This window comes from Amycolatopsis acidicola, from assembly GCF_007713735.2.
GTDB classification, from domain to species: domain Bacteria; phylum Actinomycetota; class Actinomycetes; order Mycobacteriales; family Pseudonocardiaceae; genus Amycolatopsis_E; species Amycolatopsis_E acidicola.
Genome location: NZ_VMNW02000011.1, coordinates 16,170 through 38,480 on the forward strand (window position 1 = coordinate 16,170; position 22,311 = coordinate 38,480).

Consider the following 22,311-nt stretch of genomic DNA (forward strand, 5'->3'; position numbering starts at 1 on the left):
CGCTCACCGCTCCTTCCTACCAAACGAGGAGCGGATTGTTAACACAAAATCCGGTAACTACTGCTCGAGCGAGCGCAGCCGCCGGATCGCCTCCGGGATCGCGCCCTGCACGCCCGAAGCGGAAACCGGGACCCCGCGCGCGCCCAGATCCGCGGCCAGTGAATGCACGTACGCCGCGGCTCCGGCGGCGAGCCACGGCTCCATCCCGCTCGCGAGCAACGCGCCGACCAGACCGGAAAGCACGTCGCCGGAACCGGCCGTCGCCAGCCAGGAACCGCGGGCCACGTTCGCCAGCACCCGCCCGTCCGGCGCGGCGACCAGCGTCGTGTTTCCCTTCAGCAGCACCACGGCGTCGTACTTTCGCGCGGCCTCGCGCACCGCGCTCACCCTGTCCTCGCCCGGCGCGGCGCCCATGAGGCGCTCGAACTCACCCGCGTGCGGCGTGAGCACCAGCGGCGTGCCCGGGTCACGCGCGTCGAGCACGTCCGGATAGCGCGCCATCAACGTGGTGGCGTCGGCGTCCGCGCAGACCGGCACGCCCTCGGCGAGCACGTGCCGCAGCACGCTCCGGCCTTCCTGGCCGGTGCCGATCCCTGGCCCGACGACCCACGCCTGCACACGCCCGGCGTCGGTGACCGAACCCGTCGCCACCACCTCGGGCCACCGCGAACGCACCACGTCCGCGGCCGGGCCCGCGTACCGGACCATCCCGGAAGTCGCCAGCACCGCCGACCCCGTCGCCAGCACCGCGGCGCCGGGGTAGGTGGCGGAACCGGCCGCGATCCCGGCGACACCCTGGCTGTACTTGTCGTCGTCCGGACCCGGCACCGGCCAGGCCACCCCGACGTCGACCGCGTCGAGCTGCCGCAGGTCCGGCTCGCCCAGCTCCGGCCCGAGGCCGATGTCGACCAGCACCACTTCGCCGCAGCGTTCCGGGTTCAGCACGTGCACCGGCTTGCGCGCGCCGAAGGTCACCGTGCGCGTGGCCGTGATCGCGGCACCGGGCACGGTGCCGTTGTCGGGGTCCACACCGCTCGGCAGATCCACCGCCAGCACGGGGGCGCTGAGGTACGGCAGCAGCTCGGCGGCGTTGTCGCGCAAGGGCCCGTGCGCGGACAGGCCGACGATGCCGTCGATCACCAGGTCCGCGTTTTCGAGCGCCCGCTGAGGATCCGCGGCCACACGCCCGCCCGCACGGCGAAGCGCGGCAAGGCCTTCGGCGTGCGCGCGCTCGGGATTCAGCAGCACGGCCGTGACTCCGACGCCACGCTTGCGCAGGAAACTCCCCGCCCACAACGCGTCTCCGCCGTTGTTGCCCGCGCCCACGAGCAGGACGACGCGGCCCGCCGCGACCCGGCCCGTGTGCTGCGCCAGCAGATCGGCCGCCTGCACGGCCAGCCCGAACGACGCGCGCTGCATGAGCGCGCCCTCCGGCGTGGCCGCGAGAAGCCGTTCCTCGGCGGTACGGATGTGCACTGTGGTCCAGATGCCCTGCATGGCGCCTGCTTACTCCACGGTCACGGACTTCGCCAGGTTCCGCGGCTTGTCCACGTCATAACCACGCGTGCGGGCGATCTCCGCGGCCAGCACCTGCAGCGGCACGCTCGACACCAGCGGCTGCAAAAGCGTTGGCACTGCGGGAACTTCGACCAGTTCGTCGGCGAAGGGGCGCACCGTGTCGTCGCCCTCCTCGGCGATCACGATCGTGCGGGCGCCGCGCGCCTGGATCTCGCTGATGTTCGACACCAGCTTCGCGTGCAGCACCGCGCGCCCCTTCGGCGAAGGCATCACGACGACCACCGGCAGCCCGCTCTCGATCAGCGCGATCGGGCCGTGCTTCAGCTCGCCGGCCGCGAAGCCCTCGGCGTGCATGTACGCCAGCTCCTTGAGCTTGAGCGCACCCTCCAGCGCCACCGGGAAACCGACGTGCCTGCCGAGGAACAGCACCGCCTTCGAGTCGGCGACGTCCCGCGCCAGTGTCCGCATGTGCTCCACAGTGGACAGTACTTTTTGGACGGCGGCGGGCGTCGCCTCCAGCTCCGCGAACTCGCGGGCCACCTCGTCTGGGTACTTAGTGCCGCGGGCCTGCGCGAGCGCGAGGCCCACCAGGAAGTTCGCCGCGATCTGGGCCAGGAACGTCTTCGTCGCGGCGACGCCGACCTCCGGCCCGGCGTGCGTGTACAGCACCGCGTCGGACTCTCGCGGGATCTGCGCGCCGTTGGTGTTGCAGATGGCCAGCACGCGGGCCTTCTGCTCGCGCGCGTGCCGCACCGCCTCCAGCGTGTCCGCCGTCTCGCCGGACTGCGAGATGGCGACGACGAGGGTGTCGCGGTCCAGCACCGGGTCCCGGTACCGGAACTCGCTGGCCAGCTCGACCTCGACGGGCAGCCGGGTCCAGTGCTCGATGGCGTACTTGGCGATCAGCCCGGAGTGATAGGCGGTGCCGCAGGCGACGACGAAGACCTTGTCCACGTCGCGCAGGTCCTGATCGGCCATCCGCTGCTCGTCGAGGACGATCCGGCCGCCGTCGAAATGCCCGCGCAGCGTGTTCGCCAGCGCCTCCGGCTGCTCCTCGATCTCCTTGAGCATGAAGTAGTCGTGGCCGCCCTTTTCCGCGGCCGAGAGGTCCCAGGCCACGGTGAACGGCTTCGCCTGCGCCGGCTCGCCGTCGAAGTCGGTGACGTCGTACCCGTCGCGGGTGATCACCACCAGCTGGTCCTGGCCCAGCTCCACGGCTTCGCGGGTGTGCTCGATGAACGCGGCGACGTCGGACGCGACGAACGTCTCACCCTCGCCGACCCCGACCACCAGCGGCGAGGACCGGCGCGCGGCGACGACCAGATCCGGCTGGTCGGCGTGCGTCACCACGAGCGTGAAGGCGCCGTCGAGGCGACGGCAGACCGCGCCGACGCTGGCCGGCAGGTCACCTGCGGTCGGGCCCTCGGTGTACGCCTTGGCGACGAGGTGCGCCGCCGTCTCCGTGTCGGTGTCGCTCTCGAGCTCGACGCCCTCGGCCTCCAGCTCGGCGCGCAGCGCGGCGAAGTTCTCGATGATCCCGTTGTGCACCACGGCGACACGCCGCGTGGTGTCCCGGTGCGGGTGCGAGTTCCGGTCGACCGGCGCGCCGTGCGTCGCCCAGCGGGTGTGCCCCATGCCCGCGGTGCCGCTGAACCGCTCGCGTCCCGTGGCGTCGAGCTGGTGTTCCAGGTTCGCCAGCCGGCCCGCTTTCCGCTCGACGGTCAGCTCACCGGCCCCGTCCAGCACCGCGACACCCGCCGAGTCGTACCCGCGGTACTCCATTCGCCGGAGTCCGCCGAGCACGACGTCCAGCGCACGCCGATGGCCGACATATCCCACAATTCCGCACACGGCAGCGAGACTACTGCGGCGGATCCGGCCTTCCCGCGCCCGGGGAAGATCGCGGCGGGTGACCTGCGGCGGGGTCGGCTAGGCTGCGCGCATGGCCAGCAAGCCCAAGGAACTGCTTGACGAGCTGTCCCACCGGGGCAGCCACGAAGTGCTGCGCGGGAACCTCGCGCTCGCCGGGCTGCCCGGGGTGGTCTTCACCCCGCGCTCCGGGCTGGGCCTGCCCGCGATCGCTTTCGGGCACGGCTGGCTGCAGCCGCCCGGGCGCTACCACGGCCTGCTGAGCCACCTCGCGAGCTGGGGCATCGTCGCGGCCGCGCCGGCCACGCAGCGCGGCCCGCTGCCGTCGCACAGGCTGTTCGCCGCGGACCTGCGCGGCACGCTGGACATCATCTCCGGCGTCCGGCTCGGCCCCGGCAACATCAGCATCGACCCGGCGAAGCTCGGGCTGGCCGGGCATTCCGTGGGCGGCGGCGCGGCCGTGCTGGCCGCCGCGGACGCCGAGAACATCAAGGGCGTGGCCACTTTCGCCGCGGCGCAGACGTTGCCGCCCGCCACCGAGGCAGCGCAGCGGGTGAAGGCGCCGGGCCTGCACCTGGCCGCGGAGGGTGACCTGGTCGCCCCCGCCGTCGGCAACGCGGAGGCGATCGCCAAGGCGTGGGCCGGCCCGGTCCAGCTGCGCCTCCTCGACAAGTCTTCGCACCTGGCGGTGACCGAGGGCAGCCACTGGAGCCAGCGGCTCCTGCAGGGCAAGCCCCAGCACGCCACGCAACGACTGGTGAAGGCGCTGTTCACGGCGTTCTTCCTGACGCACCTGACGGGCACCGGGAAGTACCGGCCGCTGCTCGAAGCGGACGTCAAGCGCGCGGCGATCGAGTTCGACCCGAGCCTCGCCGCGGCCTGACGCTCAGTCCAGCCAGCTGTTGTTCGAGAAGTCGTCCTCGTCGAACTCCTCGCGACGGGCGTGCCTGCTGCGGCCGGGGGCCGGTACGCGATCCGTCGTCTCCGGGACAGGCGCCGGGGGCGGCGCAGGCGCGGGCGGAGGAGCCGGCTCGTCGCCGTCGCCGAACTTGAAAGTGGTGTCCTGCGGGGTGTTCCGCTTCAGCCACTCGTTCCGGGCCGCCGGATCCTCCTTCGCCGCGGCCTTGGCCTGACTGCGCTCGTCCAGCTGCTTGCACAGCTGCTCGTTCCCGTCGCGCAGCTGCTTCGACTGGTCGGCGATCTCCCGCTGCTTCGCCTCGACGGTCTCCTTGATGGCCGCCGCCTTCGCGCGGCTGCCGGCCAGGATTTCGGCGAACTTCTGTTCCACCGCCGGATCGACGCTGGTCATCACCGCTGCCCTTCGTACCGGACGGACCGGTCGCCCTCGTCGTCGAGCGAACCGCTGATCCGGCCGCCCGAACCACTGGTGTTGAAGATGCCACCGTCCACGCGGTACACGTTGGAGCGGCGTTCCTGATCTTCACCGCCGCCACCGGCGGCACCGCCGCCCATGCCACCCATCATCCCGAGGCTGCCCATCCCGCCGCCCTGGGATTGTTGCTGCACGGCCGTTCCCGGGTCGGCGAGCTCCCCGCCGGGCACCGCTCCGAGGCCACCGCCGGACTGCTGCATCGCCGAACCGGTGTGCCCGCCCGTGTCTAGCCCGCCCGCATCGCCCAGCGAACCGCTGACCGAACCGGCCGGCGCCGCGACCGCCTCCGCCTCGCCCCCGACGACCCCGAGCCCATCGGACGCCGACGCCGGAGCCGTGGACTGGAAATCCGAACTGGCGCCACCGTCCGCGGCGGCCGTGTCAGTGCTACCGGCCGCAGTGTCCACGTTGCCGGAATCCGTTGCGGCGGCCGGGGAATCGCCGCCACCGTCCACAGCGGACTGATCCACCTGCACCCCGCCCGCTGCGGTCGCCGTGTTGGCCTCTCCCGTCGGCGTGTTGGCCGCCCCCGCGTCCGTGTTGGCCCCTCCGGTCGGCGTGTTGGCCGCTGGGGTGTCCGCGTTGGCCGCTGGGGTGTCCGTGCCGTTTTCCTTGTCCTCGCCCAGGGTGTACGTGGTGGGCTGCCCGGAACCGTCGTCCACCGTCACGACCGTGGGGCCGTCCGCGCCTTCGGGACGCTCCGCGGTGATCTTGAGGTTGCCGTCCTCGATGTGGATCTTGCCATCGGCGCCGGGCGTGTACGTCTTGTCACCGGCCGCCTGCCCCTGCGCGCCGGCCGCATCGGCGCCCTGGGCGCCGTCCGCGCCGGCGTTCTGCGCCGCGTCAGCCCCGGTCCCCGGCTGGGCCTGGTCGCCGTCACCCCAGTCGAGCTGGTAGTCCTTCGGCTGGCCCGAACCGTCGTCGACCTCGATGCCCATCTTGCCGTCCTGGTCCGGCTCGGACATTTCGATCTTGTTGTCGCCCTTCTGGACCGAGACGGTCTCGGGCTGGCCCGCGTCCTTGATCGCTTCGCCGGTCTTGGGGTCGATCGGGTACGGCTGGCCGGTGTCCGGGTCGATCTCCAGCGGCTTCCCGGTGATCGGGTTGGTCCCCTCCGCCGCCTCCTTCTTCGCGGCCTCGGCCACCTGTGCCGGGTCGCTCGGCGTGGTCGACTCCGGCGCGGTGCTGCCCGACCCGGCGCCCGCGCCGGCCCCACTGCCCGACCCGGACCCGCTGCCCGACCCGGACCCCGAACCACTGCCCGACCCGTTGCCGGAGCCGTTGCCGCTGCCGTTCCCGGTGCCCTGCTGTCCTTGGCCGACCCCGGCGAACGGGTCCTGCTCCATGCCCTTGCCAAGGCCCTGCAGCATCGCGTCATAGGACTGCTGCACACCCTGCTTGGCGGTTTCCGCCTGCTGGTGCACGGAGTTCGCCTTGGTCGAGTAGTCCTGGGTGAACTGCTGCAGCTTGGTCTGGGTGTCGCTGAGCGCCTGCTTGTACTTCTGGGTCTCCTCCTGGATGTTGTCCTCGGTGATCTTGTCCGCGAACGACATCCCGATCACGCCGGCGATCGCCCCGATCGGCCCGCCGTAGAAGAACCCGATCACCCCGCCGACGATCTTGTCCAGCGTGCTGCGGTTGTTGAGCTCCTGCATCTTCTGTTCGAGCTCGGAGATCACGCCGGGCAACTGGTCCTTGGCGGCCAGCAGGTTGTCGACGTCCCCCGGCGTCAGCTGGGCCATTTTCCCGCCGACACCCAGGTTGTGCACCTGCTTCGCGAAGTCGACGACCTGCTGCTGGATGGTGTTGCTGCCCTGCGTGATCGTGCCGGGCGCGTTGCCCAGCGCCTGCGACAGCGTGGCGGCGCCCGCGTCGATCTTCGCCTTGCGCTGCGCCGCCGAAGTGGCGCCGGACCCCTTCCAATCGGCCATGTTGCTGGACCAGGCGGTGGCCAGGTGCTGGGTGGAGTCGGTGACGGCCTTGCCCGCGTCGGTGAGTGCCTGCGCGTCCGTCTTGAAAGCCGTGAAGTCGATACCGCGGAATTCCGCCGTGGCGGCGCGCAGGCTCTGCGGGTCGAGCGCCGCGCCCGGCGCGTCCGAGGTGCCCGACGTGGCCTGGCCGCCCGCCTTGGTGAACCGGGGGTAGAAGTCGTCGAAGATCTTCAGCCCGACGTCGCCCTGATCGATGATCTCGTCGGAGTTGGAGAAGTTGCCCTCGTCGAGCCGCTTCTGGCTGTCGTCGAGCTCCTTCTTCGCCTTCCCCTGGCGCTGCTGCTCCTTCGCGACCGGCAGCGAGACCATCGCGTTGGAGATGTTCTCCATCGGGTTCTGGCCGCCGGACTTGATGTCGTCCGCGTTCGCGTGCAGCTGCCCGGCGTACTTGTCGATCTCCGAATCGCTGATCGCGCCCATGTCGGACAGCGCGTACAGCAGGTTCTGCTTGTTGTCGTCCGAGACGTACGGGTCGTCGAGCATCGCCCGCATCTGCTTGACGTCGTCCGCGCTGAACTGCTTGTCGCCTTGTTCCTTGGCGATTTCCTTCATCCAGTTGGCGCTCATGCGTCAGTCCTGTCCCGGGATGGACTTCTGCTGAGACTGCTCGTTCGCCGAGTAGCTCTGCGAAGCCGAACCGAGCGAACCGCCGAAGTCGGTGACCGTGCTGCCGTACTTGGCCACGCCGTCCTTGAACTTGCCGAACGCTTCCCCGTACTTGCCCGCGACGTCGGACCAGGCCTTGCCGACCTGTCCGGTGGAGACAGTGGGCGTGAGCTTGCCCGCCGCCTGGCCGAGCGCGTCGCCCTCCTGCGAGTAGGACTTCGCGCCCGCGCTCAGCTGGCCGGTGTCCGCCTGATAGCCCCCACCTGACATGGGTGTCTCCCCCTACCGGTCTCGGTGCACTCTGCGAAACCTACGACGTGCCCGGTCGCGGACCGGTGCCGTCGCATATGCACAGAATGTACCGACCGGGCAGGCCGGGCACAGCCGAAATCAGGAGACTGCGGAGACGACCCCGGCCAGCCTGTCGGCGGCGGCCTGCGCCACTTCCTGCGACGGGGCCTCGACCATCACCCGCACGAGCTGCTCGGTGCCGGACTGCCGCAGCAGTACGCGGCCCTCCTCGCCCAGCTCGGCTTCGACGGAACGCACCGCGTCCCGCACCGTCTCGGACGCCACGACCGCGGCCTTGTCCGCCACCCGCACGTTGATCAGCACCTGCGGCAGCCGGCGCATCACCCCGGCCAGCTCGGCCAGCGAGCGGCCCGTGCTCGCCACGCGGCTCATCACGCGCAGCGCCGTCAACAACCCGTCGCCCGTCGTGGCCAGCGCCGGGAACACCACATGCCCCGACTGCTCGCCGCCGAGCGCGTAGCCGCCTGCCCGCAGCTCCTCCAGCACGTACCTGTCACCGACCGCCGTGGTGCGCAGGTTCACCTCGTGGTCGCGCATCGCCAGGTGCAGGCCCAGGTTGCTCATCACGGTGGCGACCAGCGTGTTGTGGGTGAGCTCACCGGTCTCCGCGAGCTGCAGCGCCAGGATCGCCATGATCTGGTCGCCGTCCACGAACTCACCGGAAGCGTCCACCGCCAGGCAGCGGTCGGCGTCACCGTCGTGCGCGATCCCGAGGTCGGCCCCGTGCTCGCGGACCGCGGCCTGGAGCTGCTCCATGTGCGTGGAACCGCAGTTCTCGTTGATGTTGATGCCGTCCGGCTCCGCGTGGATCGCGATCACCTCGGCTCCGGCCTTCCGGTACACGCCGGGCGCCACGAAGGAGGCCGCGCCGTTCGCGCAGTCGACGACCACGCGCAGCCCGGCGAGCGGATGCGGGGTCGAGTCGAGCAGGTGCTGGGCGTAGCGGTCGGCGGCATCCTCCACATCGGACACCCGGCCGATCTCGGCGCCGGTGGGCCGGGTGCCCGCCGACTCCAGGCCCGCCTCGATCTCGTCCTCGATGCCGTCGGGGAGCTTGTGCCCGCCCGCGGCGAAGAGCTTGATCCCGTTGTCGGGCATCGGGTTGTGCGAGGCGGAGATCATCACGCCGAGATCGGCTTCGAGCGCGCCGACCAGGTGCGCGACGGCGGGGGTGGGCTGCACCCCGACGCGCAGCACGTCGGCTCCGGCGGACGCGAGGCCCGCGACGACCGCGGCCTCCAGCATCTCGCCGCTCGCGCGCGGGTCACGGCCGACGACGGCGACCGGCCGGTGGGAGCGATCGTGGGCGGCGAGTACCCGTGCCGCGCTGGCCGCGACGGCGAGCGCGAGCTCCGGTGTCAGGTCCCCGTTGGCGAGGCCACGGACCCCGTCGGTGCCGAACAGGCGAGCCATCTGTTCCTCTCCTCGAACCACTCTGGGCGCGGCCAACTTAGCCCCTCCACACCCGACCGTAACCCGTGCCCCGGCCCGGTCCCCGGGTGTGCCTTCTGCCTGCAGAACGCAGCCGGACCGCCGCGCGTTACCGAAGCGGCCGAAAGCAGGCGTAACGAGCACCGGATGTGAAAAACACGAAGGCGCCCATCCAGGCGGATGGGCGCCTTCGTGTCTGGGCCGCTGATCAGCGCTTGCTGTACTGCGGAGCCTTGCGGGCCTTCTTCAGACCGTACTTCTTGCGCTCGGTGGAGCGGGCGTCCCGGGTGAGGAAGCCTGCCTTCTTGAGCGCGGGACGGTCGTCGGCGTCGACCTCGACGAGCGCGCGGGCGATCGCCAGGCGCAGCGCACCGGCCTGGCCGGAGATGCCGCCGCCCTTGAGGTTGCCGAAGATGTCGAACGACTCGGGCTTCTCGACGGTGACCAGCGGCTCACGGATGAGCTGCTGGTGCACCTTGTTCGGGAAGTACTGCTCAAGGCTCTTGCCGTTGAGCTTGAACTCGCCGGTGCCGGGGACGAGCCGCACGCGGACGACGGCCTCCTTGCGGCGGCCGACCGTCTGGGCGGACCCGCCGGCGGCACGCGACGGCCGCGGGGCGGCCGGGGACTCGCTGGTGGCGACAGCCTCGGTGCCCTCGGCGGCCGGGACGGCCTCGGCGGCCTCAGCGACCGGGGTGGCGTCGGCGACCGGAGCGGCCTCGGGAGCCTCGGTCTCGGTGCTGGTCACAGACTGTTCCTCACTCATTTGGCGACCTGCGCGATCTTGCTGATCTCGTGCGGCTGCGGCTGCTGCGCGCTGTGCGGGTGCTCCGGGCCTGCGTAGACCTTGAGCTTCTTGGCCTGCGCGCGGCCGAGCTTGTTCTTCGGCAGCATGCCGCGCACGACCTTCTCCAGCAGCCGCTCCGGACGGGTGTCCAGCAGCTCGCCGAAGGAGCGCTTGCGCAGACCGCCCGGGTAACCGCTGTGGCGGTACGCGAACTTCTGGTCACGCTTGTTACCGGTGAGCGCGACCTTCTCCGCGTTGACGATGATGACGAAGTCACCAGTGTCCACGTGCGGAGCGTAGGTCGGCTTGTGCTTGCCGCGCAGCAGCGTGGCGACCTCGGTCGCGAGCCGGCCGAGCACGACATCCTCGGCGTCGATCACGTGCCAGGCACGGGTCACATCGCCAGGCTTAGGGCTGTACGTGGGCAAGGGTCTACCTCGTCGTCAAACTTGCGTGTGGGGTCGAGTGCGGGCCTAGCGCCTTACGCGCCGCAGCGCACAACGACATATGAAGATACCCCCACACTCCGGGGAAGTGTGAAGCGGGGGTACCGGGCGTGACCCATACTAGTCTGACGCGCAGTCGACCACACGCTGAACGGTCCTACAGGGGGCACCACGGTGACCGCGCGCACCACGATCCGATCGAGGACGAGACTCGCCGCGCTGCTGTGCGGTGTGACATTGGTCGCCACCGGCTGCGGCGCCACGGCAGGCACCGCCGTGCCCAACGGGGACGAGGTGGCGGCGTACCTGTCGGCCAAGTTCTCCGACACGCTGCAGAAGCTGTCCGACTCCCTCGGTGAGAACGACACCCGCAAGAGCGTCCAGGACACCTTCGCGCGGTTCGACCAGAAGAAGATCAACAGCACCATCTCGGCCGTCCAGCTCGGCCATCCGCCGGCCCGGCTGTCGAAGAACCACTCGAACCAGGACTCCAACGAGTACCTCGACGACTTCCACCCCGCCAACAGCCCGGTCGAGTACCTCCTGCTCGGCCCGGTATACGCGAGCCTGGCGCCGACGCACTGGGTCTCCATGCCCTACACCGCCGGCGACTACAACGAGTGCTACTGGGCCGGCGCGCACGACATCTGCAAGGTGCTCGGCGCGATCGACGACTCGGTGACCAAGAGCAAGGGTGCCCGCAGCGCGAACAGCAAACCGGACGGCAGCATCCAGCTGACCGCCGACGTGACGATGACCGCGTTCCTCGACAACAGCGTGATCACCTTCCCGGACTCGATCCTCGAGCAGATCGGCCCGGAGATGAAGACCAAGAGCTTCTCGGCCACGCTGACCCTCGACGCGCAGGGCAAGCTCACCGACCTCACGATCGCCGGGACCGCGACCGGCGACGGGCACGAAATGGAGATCAACGAGCACTACCGGCTCGACGGGACGCCGACCGAGAACGACCTGCCGAAGGTGCCCGACCCGGCGGACGTGACCGTGCTGCCCGACCGCACCGCGGTCGACGACTTCTACGCCCGCATGGGCGAGATCCAGGACCGGTGATCCCGTGACCCAGCCGCCATACCCGCAGCAGCCCGGCCAGTGGGGTCCGCAGAGCGGCCCCGTCCCACAATGGGGGCCGCCGTACCCACAGCAGCAGCAACCCGTTGCGCCGCAACAACATCCCGGCCAGCCGGGAACGCAACAGCCCGCGCCGCACCAACATCCGGGCCACCCGGGAGCCCAACAGCCCGCGCCGCACCAACATCCCGGCCAGCCGGGAACGCAACAGCCCGCGCCGCAACAGCATCCGGGCTCCTACCCCGGCTTCGCGCCCGGCTACGGGCAGCAGTCCGGCGGCTATGGCGGTTTCGGCGCGTTCGGGGCGGAACCGCGAAAACCCAAGCGCGGCAAGAAACCGTGGCTCATCGGGGGCGTCGTGGTGGTCGTGTTCGCGGCCGCCGGTGTCGGAGGCTGGCTGTCCGGGCTGTTCAGCGGTCCGGTGCTCGACAAGGACGCGGTACAGGCCGGGGTACAGAAAGTACTGCGCGAGGATTTCGGCGAGGGCGACGTGAAGGACGTGAGCTGCCCGGCCGACCAGCCCGTGAAGACGGGCACCACTTTCGAATGCTCGGCCACCGTCGCGGGCAAGCCGAAGAAGATTTCCGTGCGTGTGCTCAACGACCAGGCCCAGTACGAGGTAGGCGCCCCGAAATAGCGCACGGAAAAGGCCCCGGCTTCCCGCCGGGGCCCTCTCGCGAAAGTCCGAAGCGGACTCAGCCGCCGAACATCTTGGTGATGCCGGAGTCGGTCGACTGGTAGCCGTCGGCGATCTGCGGCAGCGCGGTGGCGATGCGGGCGAGCAGGCTCTTCATGTCCTCCAGGGACTGGTTCCACTCCTGCTGACGCTGCTGCCACGCCTCCTGCGCGTCACCGGTCCAGCTCTCGGTCAGCGGTGCGATCTGCGACTTGAGCTGGTCGAACAGCGACTCGATCTCGCCGCCGGACTTCTTGCAGTCGTCCGCCGCCTGCTGAATGGTGGCGTAATCGACCTTCATTGCGCCGTCAGACATGTGATCCCTCCGAGTGAGCTAAAAAGTTTCGGTGAATTTCCGGTGACTCTTTACAGGCCTTCGAGCGCCTGCTGCAGCGAGCTGATCTGGGACTGGACGTCCTGGTCCTGGGTGTCGTACTGGACACCGGAGGACTTCAGCATGTCGGAGATGTGCTCGAGCGCGTCGTTCAGCTTCTTGGACTTCTGCCCGAAGGCGTCCATGACCTCCTGGAAGACCTTGGCCGCCGGACCCGACCAGCCCGCCTGCGTCGCCTCGATGTTCGACGCCAGCTGCTGAAGGTTCTGGTCCATCGACAGCTTGGTCTCGTTCACCTTCTGGTGCGCGTCCGCAAACTGTGCCGGGTCTCCGGTAAAGCCGCCTGCCATGAGGTTGCCCCCTTCGTGAGTGGTGTTATCCGTACCGCGTTTGTTCGTACGGACCTACGACGAAGACCTTGCCATGACCGGTTCCCCGCTGTCCTCCTTTGCCGGGAAGTGGTTGCGAGAGTAAATGCCCGGCCGCGGAACCGGACCGGGAAACACCCCGCGACCTCGGCGGATTCGCGGATTTACTAATGCGAAAGGCGCGGGCGGGAAGGGGCGATTAATGCGAAAGATGTTCGGGGACTTCAGCCCGTGATCTTCAGCCCCCGCACCACCTGATCGCAGGCGGCCGCGACACTGTCGTGCGCCTGCTGGGTGGCGTACTGGCACGCGATGTTGACCTCCACGTGGCCCTGGGCGAGGACGTACCAGTCGATCGGGCCGTTGGGGCCCGCCTGCCGGTAGTAGATGACCTTGCGGTCGGCGAACGTCGCGTTGTCGTCGAATCCCGAGTACGCCGACCCGGCCTGCTGCGCCTTGTCGCGCAGTACGTTGGCCAGCTGCTTCGGATCCGCCGTGGCGTCGTAGGTGAGCTGGTACTCCTGGACCCCGATCGCGTCGTTGCCCTGCGGCGCGTTCGCCGGTTTGATCAGCGTCATCCGGTACTGCGGGTCCCCGCCCGTCTGGACCCAGTCCGACGGCGCGGTGAACTGGTAGTCGTACTGCGCCACGACCTTGCCCGGTGGCGGATCGTCGCCCCCGCTGTTCAGCAGGATCAGCAGACCGGCCACCACCGCGGCGACGAGCACCACCGCACCGAGGATCAGCCAGATGAGTTTTTTCTTGCGTGGCTTGGGTTCCGGCTGTGGCGGAGGCGGGACCGGCTGGGCGGCGAGCGCGGGCATACCGCGCGGCGGTGAACCGGGCGGGACCGGCGGGCGCCCTTGCGCGCCGGGGCGCGGCGGCTGGTTCGGACCAGGCGCGGTGAACCCCGATCCCGGACGGCCCGGCGGGCGCGGCGCGAAGGACGGCCGCGAGGGGGTGCGCACGATCTCCGTGCGCTGCTCGCCCCGGGGCATGCCGACGGGCGGCCGCGGGGCGGCGCGTTCCGGCTCCGCGCGCACCGCGAGCAGGGCTCCGCGCGCCACCACCGTTTCCGGTTGGTCCAAAGTGGTCGGTACGACCCCGGTGCGCTCGTGCACGAGCCGCGAGATCATCGGGATCCGGCTCGAACCGCCGACCAGGAAGATCGCGCTGAGCTGTTTCGGGCGCAGCCCGGCCTCTTCGATCGCCGCGCACGTCAGCTCCACCGCGCGGCCGAGCTGCGCGGCGATGAGCTTCTCCAGGTCCTCCCGCGTCACGTGCGCGTCTGCGAACGGCGGCGGCATCGGCACATCGGTGTACGCGTGCCGGGAGAGCGTTTCCTTCGCGCCGCGGACGTCCTGCCGCAGCACCCGGCGACGGCGGCGGTCCGCCAGCTCCCGGCCCTCGACGAGCTCCCGCCATGCCTCCGGATCCGCCGAGGACACCAGCTCGCCGACGTGCTCCAGCAGCACCTGATCCACGTCCGCGCCACCGAAACTCGGGTCGCCCCTGGTGGCCAGCACCTCGAACCCGCCACGCCCCGGTTTGCCCCGCGGCGCCGGCGGGCGGGTCACGACGCTGACGTCGACCGTGCCGCCGCCGAGGTCCAGCACCGCCAGGTTCTCCCCCGGCCGGTTGCTCACCTCGACTGTGCGGTCCCGGTTCACCTCCGCCGGGGCGAACGTGGCGGCGTGGAACACCGCGGCCGCCACCGGCTCCGGCACCAGCGTGACATCGCGGGCGAAACCGCCGGCCGCCTGGCGAAGCAGCCTCGTGCGCACCGCGCCCCAGTCGGCCGGATGGGTCAGTACAAGCAGATCCACGTCGGCGCCACCGGCGAGCCGGCGCGCCTCCGAAACCGCGCGCGCCAGCACGGCGTGCACGACATCGGTCACCCGCAGCACGTTGTCGCCGAGCAGCAGCTCGCCCTCGTCGATCCGGCGCTTCGGGTTCGGCTCGTAGCGGGACGGGTCCACCGCCGCCTGCCGCTCGGCCTCCTGGCCGACGAACAGCGTGCCGTCCGCCGCCGCATAGACGGCGGACGACATCAGCGGCTGGCCGTCGATCACCGCCACCTGCGGCTCGCGCCCGTTGATGGACGCCACCACGCAGGTGCTCGACGTGCCGAAGTCGACAGCGACCCGCACCGTCACCGGCGCACCTCTTCTCGCCGCCTGACGCGCACACCCGTCATCTGGACAGACACGAGGCGCCGGTGGGCGCGGTTCAGTCCGGCTGGATCCACGACACCTGCATCAACTGCTTGCCGACCTTGCGACTCACCAGCGTGCCCCGTCCCGGCGGCATCAGGCTCGGCTTCACGGTGCCCAGCAAGGTGCCTTCGTCCTTGCTGCCGTTCATCACGATGCCCGGCGCCGCGATCTCCTTCAGCTTGCCGATGATCGGGTCGTACGACGCGCGCGACGCACCACCGGTACGCCGGGCCACGACCACGTGCAGGCCGACGTCCTTGGCCTGCGCGAGGAACTCCGACAGCGGCTTGAGCGGGTTGGAGGACTGGGTGACCACCAGGTCGTAGTCGTCGACGAGGACGAACAGCTCCGGACCCTTCCACCAGGACCGGTTGCGCAGCTGTTCCTGGGTGACGTCCGGGCCGGGCAGCCGCCGCGTCATCGACCCGGCGATGTCCTTGATCATCCCGTCCAGCTGGTTCGACGAGACGGCGTACCCGAGCAGGTGCGCGCCCTCGACGAAGCCGAGCATCGTGCGCCGGTAGTCGACGAGCACGATGACGGCTTCCTTGGCCGTGTACCGCTCGGTGATCCCGCGCGCGATCTGGCGGAGCAGGTTCGTCTTGCCGGACTCGCCGTCGGCGAAGGCCAGGAAGTGCGAGTCCGAGTCGAAGTCGAGGTACACCGGGGCGAGCTCGTCCTCGTTGATGCCGATCGGGATGAGCTTGCTGTCGCGGTGCTTGTCCATCGACAGGACGTCTTCGTAGGTGATCGACTCCGGGAGCAGCCGGACCTGCGGGGCCGGCCTGCCCTGCCACGCGGCCTGGATCTTGCCGACCGCGTCGGCCACCCCGGCCGCGATGTTCTCGGTGTCGCTGCTGCCGTCGATGCGCGGCAGCCCGCCGAGCATGTGCAGCCGTTCCCTCGTCAGGCCACGGCCGGGCCTGCCTTCGGGCACGTTCACCGCGACCCTGCGATCGACCTCGGACTCGCTCGGGTCACCGAGACGGAGCTCGAACCGGGTGCCCAGCATGTCCTTGATCGCCGGGCGGATGTCCGCCCACCGGCTGGCCGAGATGATCACGTGCACGCCGTACGCCAGTCCACGCTGGGCCAGCGCGGTGATCTGCGGCTCCAGCTCCTCGAAGTCGTCCCGGATCGCGCGCCAGCCGTCGACGACGAGGAACGCGTCACCGAACGGGTCCTGCTCCGCGCTGATCTCGCCACGGCGCTTGCGGTTGCGGAAGTCGCCCATCGAGTCGATGCCCAGCGCGCCGAACCGGCCTTCCCGCTCGTTCGCGAGCGTGTTCAGCTCGGCGATGATCCGGCGGGCCTTGTCCGGCTCGCGCCGGGCCACCGCGACCCCGCCGCAGTGCGGCAGGCCGGCGAGCCCGGCCAGGGTGCCACCACCGAGGTCGACGGCGTAGAACTGGAACTCCTCGGGGGTGTTCGACAACGCCATCGACATCATCAGGGTGCGGAGCAAAGTGGACTTGCCCGACTGCGGTCCGCCGACCACCACGCCGTGCCCTGCCGCGCCGGAGAAGTCCGCCCACAGCGGGTCACGCCGCTGCTCGAACGGGCGGTCCACGATGCCGAGCGGCACCTGCAGTTTGCCGTTGCCGAAGAAGCCCACCGGCGAAAGACCGCGGTCCTCGGTCGGGTTCAGGTTGGGCAGCAGGGTGTCCAGCGAGTTCGGCTCGTCCAAGGGCGGCAGCCAGACCTCGTGCGCCGGCGGGCCCTGGCCGATCAGCCTGTCCACGATCACCTCGAGCTCGGTGGGCTCGGTGGCTTCGTCGGACTCGGCCTTCTTCACCTCTTCGACGGGCTCGGGCTCCGGCTCCGGTTCAGGTGGCAGCTCCACGAAGTCGGGCACGAACAGCTGCGGCCGCTTGTCCGCGCGGACCACATTGGACACCGGGCCCGCCGCCTTGATGCCCGCCGGGCGGTACGGGCCGGAGACGTAGGAAGCCTTGAACCGCACCATCGTCGACGTGTCGTACTTGAGGTAGCCCGAACCCGGGATGGACGGCAGCTCGAACGCGTCGGGCACGCCGATCGCCGCGCGGGACTCCGCCGCGGAGAAGGTCTTCAGGCCGATCCGGTACGACAGGAACGTGTCCAGACCACGCAGCTTGCCCTCCTCCAGCCGCTGCGAGGCGAGCAGCATGTGCATCTGCAGCGACCGGCCGACACGGCCGATCTGGAGGAAGATGTCGATGAAGTCCGGCTTCGCCGTCAGCATCTCGGAGAACTCGTCGATGCAGATGAACAACGCGGGCAGCGGGTCGAGGTCGGCGCCGTTCTCGCGCGCCTTCTCGTAGTCCCAGACGTTCTTGTAGTTGCCCTTCGCCAAGACCTCCTGGCGGCGGGCGACCTCACCGGCGATGGCGTCCTTCATCCGGTCGACCAGGGTCAGGTCACCCGCGAGGTTGGTGATCGTGGCCGCGACGTGCGGGGCCTTGTCCAGGCCGAGGAACGTCGCACCACCCTTGAAGTCCACCAGGATCATGTTCAGCGCGGTGGACGAGTGCGTGGCCAGCAGCCCCAGCACCAGCGTGCGCAGGAACTCCGACTTACCGGAACCGGTCGCCCCGATGCACAGCCCGTGCGGGCCCATGCCCTCGGCCGCCGCCTCCTTGATGTCCAGCTCCACCGGCTGCCCGTACTCGCCGACACCGAAGGGAACCCGGTAGCGGTCCCGGATCGGGCGCGGGCGCCAGGCCTGCTGCACGTCGAACGTCATCGGGTCGCCCGGGATGCCGAGCAGCTCCAGCAGCGTGGGGTTGGACAGCAGCGGTTCGTCGGAGGTGGCCTCCTCCGCCGCGCTGCCGACCCGATACGGGGAAAGCTTGCGGGACAACGCTTCCGCCTCGATGGCGCTCAGGAAGTCCGGCTTGCCGAACCACTCGATCCCGCCCGCGCTGCGCGCGCCGACCCGCGTCTCCTCGACCACCAGGCGCAGGCCGCGGCGGGCGGCCAGGTTGCCGAGCGAGTCGGACAGGTCGATCAGGGTGACCCCGACGAGCCCCTCCTCGAGGATGATCTGCTCCTCGCGGGTGACCTCGGCGTCGTCGATGACGATCACGATGTGCGGCTGGTCCCCGTTCGGCGTGGCGTTGCGCGAGAACCGCGGCCGCTCACGCAGCTCGACGTCGAGCCACTGCTCGATCTGCGCCAGCGAGCCGGCCATCATGCGCAGCTGGCCGATGCCGTCGGCGAGCTCCGGGTGCTGCGCGTGCGGCAGCCACTTCGCCCACTCCCACTCGGCCTTCGCCCGGCCCGCGGTGGCCACCGCGATCAGCACGTCGTCACAGCTGTGGAACGTGACCAGCTGGGCCAGCATCGCGCGAGTGAGGCCACGGGTGAGCTCCCGCTCGCCCTGCAGGCTCACCGCGGCGAACCCGCGCAGCGTGATCTGGGTCGGCAGGTCCGGCACGATCGAATGCGCGCGCACGAACCGGCGCAGCGCCAGCGTGGCGATCGGCTCCAGCTCGTCGACCGGGCCGGTCTGCGGCGGCACGAGCCGGGTGGCGAGCCGGTGCGAACTGCGGCCGACGCGCAGGTGGAGGAAGTCCTGGTCGTTCTGCCGGCGCTCCCACATCCGGCGGCTCGCGGCCAGCGACCACAGCGCCTGCGGATCCGGGTGCACCCACTCCAGCGCGGCCCGTTGTTCGGCCATCGCCTCCCTGGCGCGCTCCCGCATCTGGCCGAGGTAACGCAGGTAGTCCTTGCGGTCCTCGTTCATCTCGGCCTTCTTGGCCCCGCCGCCTTTGCCGCCGCCCGCCATCATCCCGCCCATCGACATGAGCATCATCAGCGGGAAGATCAGCGTGGTGGGGCTCTTCGCGGCGGACCCGCCGGAGGTGAACAGGACCACGACCATGCCGAGCGTGGCGACGACCATCACGACCGGCATGAGCTTCTGCACGACGTTGCCGGGGATGGTCCTCGGGACCTCGGGCGGCGGTTCGAGATGCACCTCACCGCCGGGCGGGCGCGGTGCCGCCAGGCGTGGCGTTTTCTTGAACTGCAGCGTGCTCACCGAAGGACCCCTCTTCAACTCGACGCCCGGACTGCCTGGCCAGGGACGACCCACACGGTAGCGAACCACACCGCCCGCGCGGGGCAAGACCGTCGAAGCGGGAGCGTTCTCGGCGAAACCACCCCAAGTCGACCCCAGGTTCGTTAATACTAGGACGGCCCACCGACAGTCCGGGGCGTTTCCGGGCAGGTCGTGGGCACCAGAGGTACGGGCGAGGTACGGCCGGGCGACGCCACGGAGGTGCTCGCCGGGTATAAGTAGCCCGCAGCGTTTTCGTCTTTAGGGGGCAGCAAGGTGGCAACGGGCACGACGGTATTCAGCAGGGTCACGGTGGTCGCGCCGCGCACCCGGATCGACGTCGCGCTGCCGGCCGACGTTGCGGTCGCGGATCTGCTGCCGATGCTGCTCGAGATGGCCAGAGAGACCTCGCCGGACGGCGGCGCCCGCCACGGCGGCTGGTCGCTGGCCAAGCTCGGGGACTCCCCGTTGGACCCGAGCCGCACGCTCGCGTCGCTGGGCGTGATCGACGGTGAGCTGCTGCAACTGCGCCGCCGCAACGAAAACCCGCCGCCGCCGCTGTACGACGACGTCGTGGACGCGATCGCCGACGCGGACCCGGACAGCTTCCGGCCGTGGACCAAGGAGACCGCGAACCGGATCGGCCACATCGCGGGCGGACTGGGGCTGTTCGTCGCCGCCTTCGCGCTGTTCATGTCCGGCCCGCTGTTCGGCGGCAACGGCCTCGCCGCGGCGCTGGCCGCCGGCGTCGGCGCGATCGCCTGCGTCGCCGTGGGCGCCACGCTGTCGAAGGGGTACCAGGCCGAGGCCACCGGCGTCGTGATCGCCGCCGCGGGCGGGCTGCCGTTCGCCTTCGTCGCCGGGTTCTGCGCCGTGCCCGGGCTCGCGGTCCGGCCGAGCCTGCTGCTCGGCAGCGGGCTCGTGGTGATCGTCGCCGCGGTCTCGATCGTGATCATGGGCGCCGGCATCACCACGTTCATCGCGGCCGCCACGGCCGGCGTGATCGGCGTGATCGCGTTCACCGTGGCCACGCTCGTCGCGCACCCGGCGGCAGGTATCGCGGCCGGCACCGCCGCGGTCTCCCTCGCCGCCATCTCGATGCTGCCGCGGGCGACGATCTGGCTCGCGAAGCTGCCGCTGCCGCACGTGCCCGGCACCGCCGAGGAGCTCAAGGAAGACGACGCGTACCCGGACTACACGGCGATCGAGCGCCGCACCTCCGTGGCGCACAACTACATGACCGGCCTGCTGATCGGCTGCGGGAGCGCCACCGCCATCGCGGCGATCATCACCGCGAGCGCGCCCGGCGTGTTCGGGATCATCACCGCTGTCGTCGCCACCCTCGTGCTGCTGCTGCGCGCCCGGTCCTACGCGAACGGCTCGCAGGCCGTGGCGCTGCTGACCACCGGCATGGTCGCCGCGGCGGGCATCCTGATCAGCTGGCTGTTCTCCCAGAACACACTCGGCAGGCTGCTGTGGGTCTTCGGCGCGCTGGTGATCGTGGCCGCGGGCTCGCTCGTGGTCGGCGTGATCTTCCCGAACCACCGTTTCTCGCCGCCGCTGCGCCGTTCGGTGGAGATCTTCGAAGCGATCTGCATCGCCACCGTGCTGCCGCTCGCGCTGGCCGTGATGGACCTGTACACGACGCTGCGGCACTCGTTCGGCTGAGGCCGGCCCACCACCGACAGGAGAGGGGAAAAGCGCGTGCGCACGCTGGGGGTGCCCGGCCGGTCGGCCGCCGTCCTGCTGGCCGGGACCATCGGGGTCCTGGTCCCGCTCGTCCCGGCACTGGCCCAGACCTCGTCGGACGGCGGGTACTGGGCCACGCCGCCGCCCGCGGTCCAGGGCGCCCAGCCCGATGACGGCGGCGGGCATTCCGGCATCCCGTACACGAAGACGAAAGACTGCGTCAGCCGGGATCTCAACAACAACATCGTGTTGCGCGAGAAGCCCTGGGGCCAGCAGTACCTGCAGATCGAAGAGGCACAGCAGCTCGCCATCGCCAAGACCGGCAGCGCGGGTGGCGGCCAGAAGGTCGCGGTCATCGACACCGGCGTGACGCAGCATCCGTATTTCAAGTACCCCATCGTGTCCGGCGGCGACTACGTGGATCCCGCGGACGGCGGACTCCTCGACTGCGACGGGCACGGCACCGAGGTCGCCGGGATCATCGCGGCGAACACCCCGGCCTCGATCGGCTTCAAGGGCGTCGCCCCGGATGCGCAGATCGTGTCCATCCGGCAGTCGAGCCAGAACTACGAGCTCAAGAGCCAGACTTCCAGCGCGCAGGCGCCGCCGGCGTCGTCTTCGGCGAACCCGCCCGCCGGTGGCGGCGGCGAAACCTCCGGCCAGCAGACCGGGGACGACACGGGAAGTCGCGAGCAGGGCCAGGGCGCGGGCAACACGCATACGCTCGCGCAAGCGGTCGTCCGCGCGGCGAACCTGCACGTCGGCGTGATCAACATGTCGGTGGACAACTGCCGCACCGCCGACGGCACGATCAACAGCGGCGAGCGGGAACTGCAGGCGGCGATCCACTACGCCGTATCGCAGAACGTCGTGGTCGTCGCCGCGGCGGGCAACACCTCCGACACCTGCAAGCAGAACAACCAGCCGGACCCGAACAAGCCACAGTCGATCGTCAGCCCGCCGTGGTTCTCCGACGACGTGCTCTCGGTCGCGGCGATCGACGACACCGGGAGCGTCGCGAGCTTCAGCATGAACGGCCCGTGGGTGAGCGTGGCCGCGCCGGGCACGAAGATCACGTCGCTGGACCCGTCGAAGGGCACCGACCAGCTGGCCAACCAGGTCGTGGAAAACGACAAGCAGCAGGACATCCAGGGCACCAGCTTCGCGGCGCCGTACGTCGCCGGGCTCGTCGCACTGGTGCGCGCGCAGTTCCCGACGCTCGACGCGCGTCAGGTGATGCAGCGGATCGAGGCCACGGCCCAGCACCCTGGCGCGCCCGGCGGGCACGACAACTACATCGGCTACGGCGTCGTGAACCCGGTGGCGGCGCTGACCTCGGTCGTACCGCAGGAGGACGGAATCCCTGTGGCGCAGGCAAAGCAGCCGGCCTTGGGCCTGCCGCCCGCGGCGAACAAGAACTGGACGCCGATCATCGTCGCGCTCGCCGGCACCGGTGGCGGGTTGCTGGTCCTGCTGATCACACTGTTCGTGATGCACACCATCCGCCGCAACCGCACCACCTGAGCGAGCCGTACGGACACCGA

Annotated in this window: 17 protein-coding genes; 5 read left to right on the top strand and 12 right to left on the bottom strand. The window is 70.3% G+C overall.

All coding sequences use genetic code 11. From position 1 onward, the window contains the following. Nucleotides 1-57: 57 nt before the first annotated feature. Entirely contained in the window at nt 58-1,497 is a 1,440-nt protein-coding gene (locus FPZ12_RS10140) for an NAD(P)H-hydrate dehydratase (protein ID WP_144758146.1), read from the bottom strand. Between the two features lie 9 nt (nt 1,498-1,506). After that, a complete protein-coding gene (gene glmS / locus FPZ12_RS10145) occupies nt 1,507-3,369 on the bottom strand; it encodes a glutamine--fructose-6-phosphate transaminase (isomerizing) (protein WP_144758145.1) in 1,863 nt (620 codons plus the stop codon). A gap of 91 nt (nt 3,370-3,460) precedes the next feature. On the opposite strand from glmS, the gene FPZ12_RS10150 reads away from it, so the two are divergent. Beyond that, nucleotides 3,461-4,270, top strand: coding sequence for a dienelactone hydrolase family protein (locus FPZ12_RS10150; protein WP_144758144.1), 810 nt, complete (start codon nt 3,461-3,463; stop codon nt 4,268-4,270). Nucleotides 4,271-4,273: 3 nt separating this feature from the next. On the opposite strand, the gene FPZ12_RS10155 is transcribed toward FPZ12_RS10150, so the two are convergent. From FPZ12_RS10155 to rplM, 6 genes are all read right to left on the bottom strand, one after another. Continuing rightward, entirely contained in the window at nt 4,274-4,696 is a 423-nt protein-coding gene (locus FPZ12_RS10155; RefSeq protein WP_144758143.1) for a hypothetical protein, read from the bottom strand. Further along, nucleotides 4,696-7,338, bottom strand: a complete 2,643-nt coding sequence (locus FPZ12_RS10160) for a TrbL/VirB6 family protein (protein ID WP_150980271.1) — start codon at nt 7,336-7,338, stop codon at nt 4,696-4,698. Before FPZ12_RS10160 ends, FPZ12_RS10155 begins: the two co-directional genes overlap by 1 nt. 3 nt (nt 7,339-7,341) lie before the next feature. Continuing rightward, a complete protein-coding gene (locus tag FPZ12_RS10165) occupies nt 7,342-7,647 on the bottom strand; it encodes a hypothetical protein (protein ID WP_144747680.1) in 306 nt (101 codons plus the stop codon). Nucleotides 7,648-7,767: 120 nt separating this feature from the next. Further along, complete coding sequence (gene glmM, locus FPZ12_RS10170; RefSeq protein ID WP_144747679.1) at nt 7,768-9,102, bottom strand: phosphoglucosamine mutase; 1,335 nt, start codon at nt 9,100-9,102, stop codon at nt 7,768-7,770. 226 nt (nt 9,103-9,328) lie between these two features. Next, nucleotides 9,329-9,868 (bottom strand): 30S ribosomal protein S9, encoded by a 540-nt coding sequence (rpsI, locus tag FPZ12_RS46360; protein ID WP_243769774.1) that lies wholly within the window; start codon nt 9,866-9,868, stop codon nt 9,329-9,331. Between the two features lie 14 nt (nt 9,869-9,882). Then, a complete protein-coding gene (rplM, locus tag FPZ12_RS10180) occupies nt 9,883-10,335 on the bottom strand; it encodes a 50S ribosomal protein L13 (RefSeq protein ID WP_144747678.1) in 453 nt (150 codons plus the stop codon). A gap of 192 nt (nt 10,336-10,527) precedes the next feature. Between rplM and FPZ12_RS10185 the strand changes: the two genes are divergently transcribed. Next, the gene (locus FPZ12_RS10185; RefSeq protein ID WP_243769775.1) at nt 10,528-11,424 is read left to right on the top strand and encodes a hypothetical protein; all 897 of its coding nucleotides are present in this window, start codon (nt 10,528-10,530) and stop codon (nt 11,422-11,424) included. A 4-nt stretch (nt 11,425-11,428) separates the two neighbouring features. Further along, complete coding sequence (locus tag FPZ12_RS10190) at nt 11,429-12,079, top strand: DUF4333 domain-containing protein (RefSeq protein WP_144747677.1); 651 nt, start codon at nt 11,429-11,431, stop codon at nt 12,077-12,079. A gap of 58 nt (nt 12,080-12,137) precedes the next feature. Here FPZ12_RS10190 and FPZ12_RS10195 read toward each other — a convergent pair whose 3' ends face one another. From FPZ12_RS10195 to eccCa, 4 genes are all read right to left on the bottom strand, one after another. Continuing rightward, the gene (locus FPZ12_RS10195) at nt 12,138-12,434 is read right to left on the bottom strand and encodes a WXG100 family type VII secretion target (protein WP_144747676.1); all 297 of its coding nucleotides are present in this window, start codon (nt 12,432-12,434) and stop codon (nt 12,138-12,140) included. A 50-nt stretch (nt 12,435-12,484) separates the two neighbouring features. Beyond that, the gene (locus FPZ12_RS10200) at nt 12,485-12,802 is read right to left on the bottom strand and encodes a WXG100 family type VII secretion target (RefSeq protein WP_144747675.1); all 318 of its coding nucleotides are present in this window, start codon (nt 12,800-12,802) and stop codon (nt 12,485-12,487) included. 242 nt (nt 12,803-13,044) lie between these two features. Next, complete coding sequence (locus tag FPZ12_RS10205; protein WP_144747674.1) at nt 13,045-14,976, bottom strand: type VII secretion-associated protein; 1,932 nt, start codon at nt 14,974-14,976, stop codon at nt 13,045-13,047. A 73-nt stretch (nt 14,977-15,049) separates the two neighbouring features. After that, nucleotides 15,050-19,060: a type VII secretion protein EccCa gene (gene eccCa, locus FPZ12_RS10210; protein WP_144747673.1), complete on the bottom strand. Its 4,011-nt coding sequence runs from the start codon at nt 19,058-19,060 to the stop codon at nt 15,050-15,052. Between the two features lie 294 nt (nt 19,061-19,354). Between eccCa and eccD the strand changes: the two genes are divergently transcribed. Both eccD and mycP read left to right on the top strand, forming a co-directional pair. Continuing rightward, nucleotides 19,355-20,746: a type VII secretion integral membrane protein EccD gene (gene eccD, locus FPZ12_RS10215; RefSeq protein WP_144747672.1), complete on the top strand. Its 1,392-nt coding sequence runs from the start codon at nt 19,355-19,357 to the stop codon at nt 20,744-20,746. 36 nt (nt 20,747-20,782) lie between these two features. Further along, entirely contained in the window at nt 20,783-22,291 is a 1,509-nt protein-coding gene (gene mycP, locus FPZ12_RS10220) for a type VII secretion-associated serine protease mycosin (protein ID WP_144747671.1), read from the top strand. The last annotated feature ends 20 nt before the right edge of the window (nt 22,292-22,311 follow it).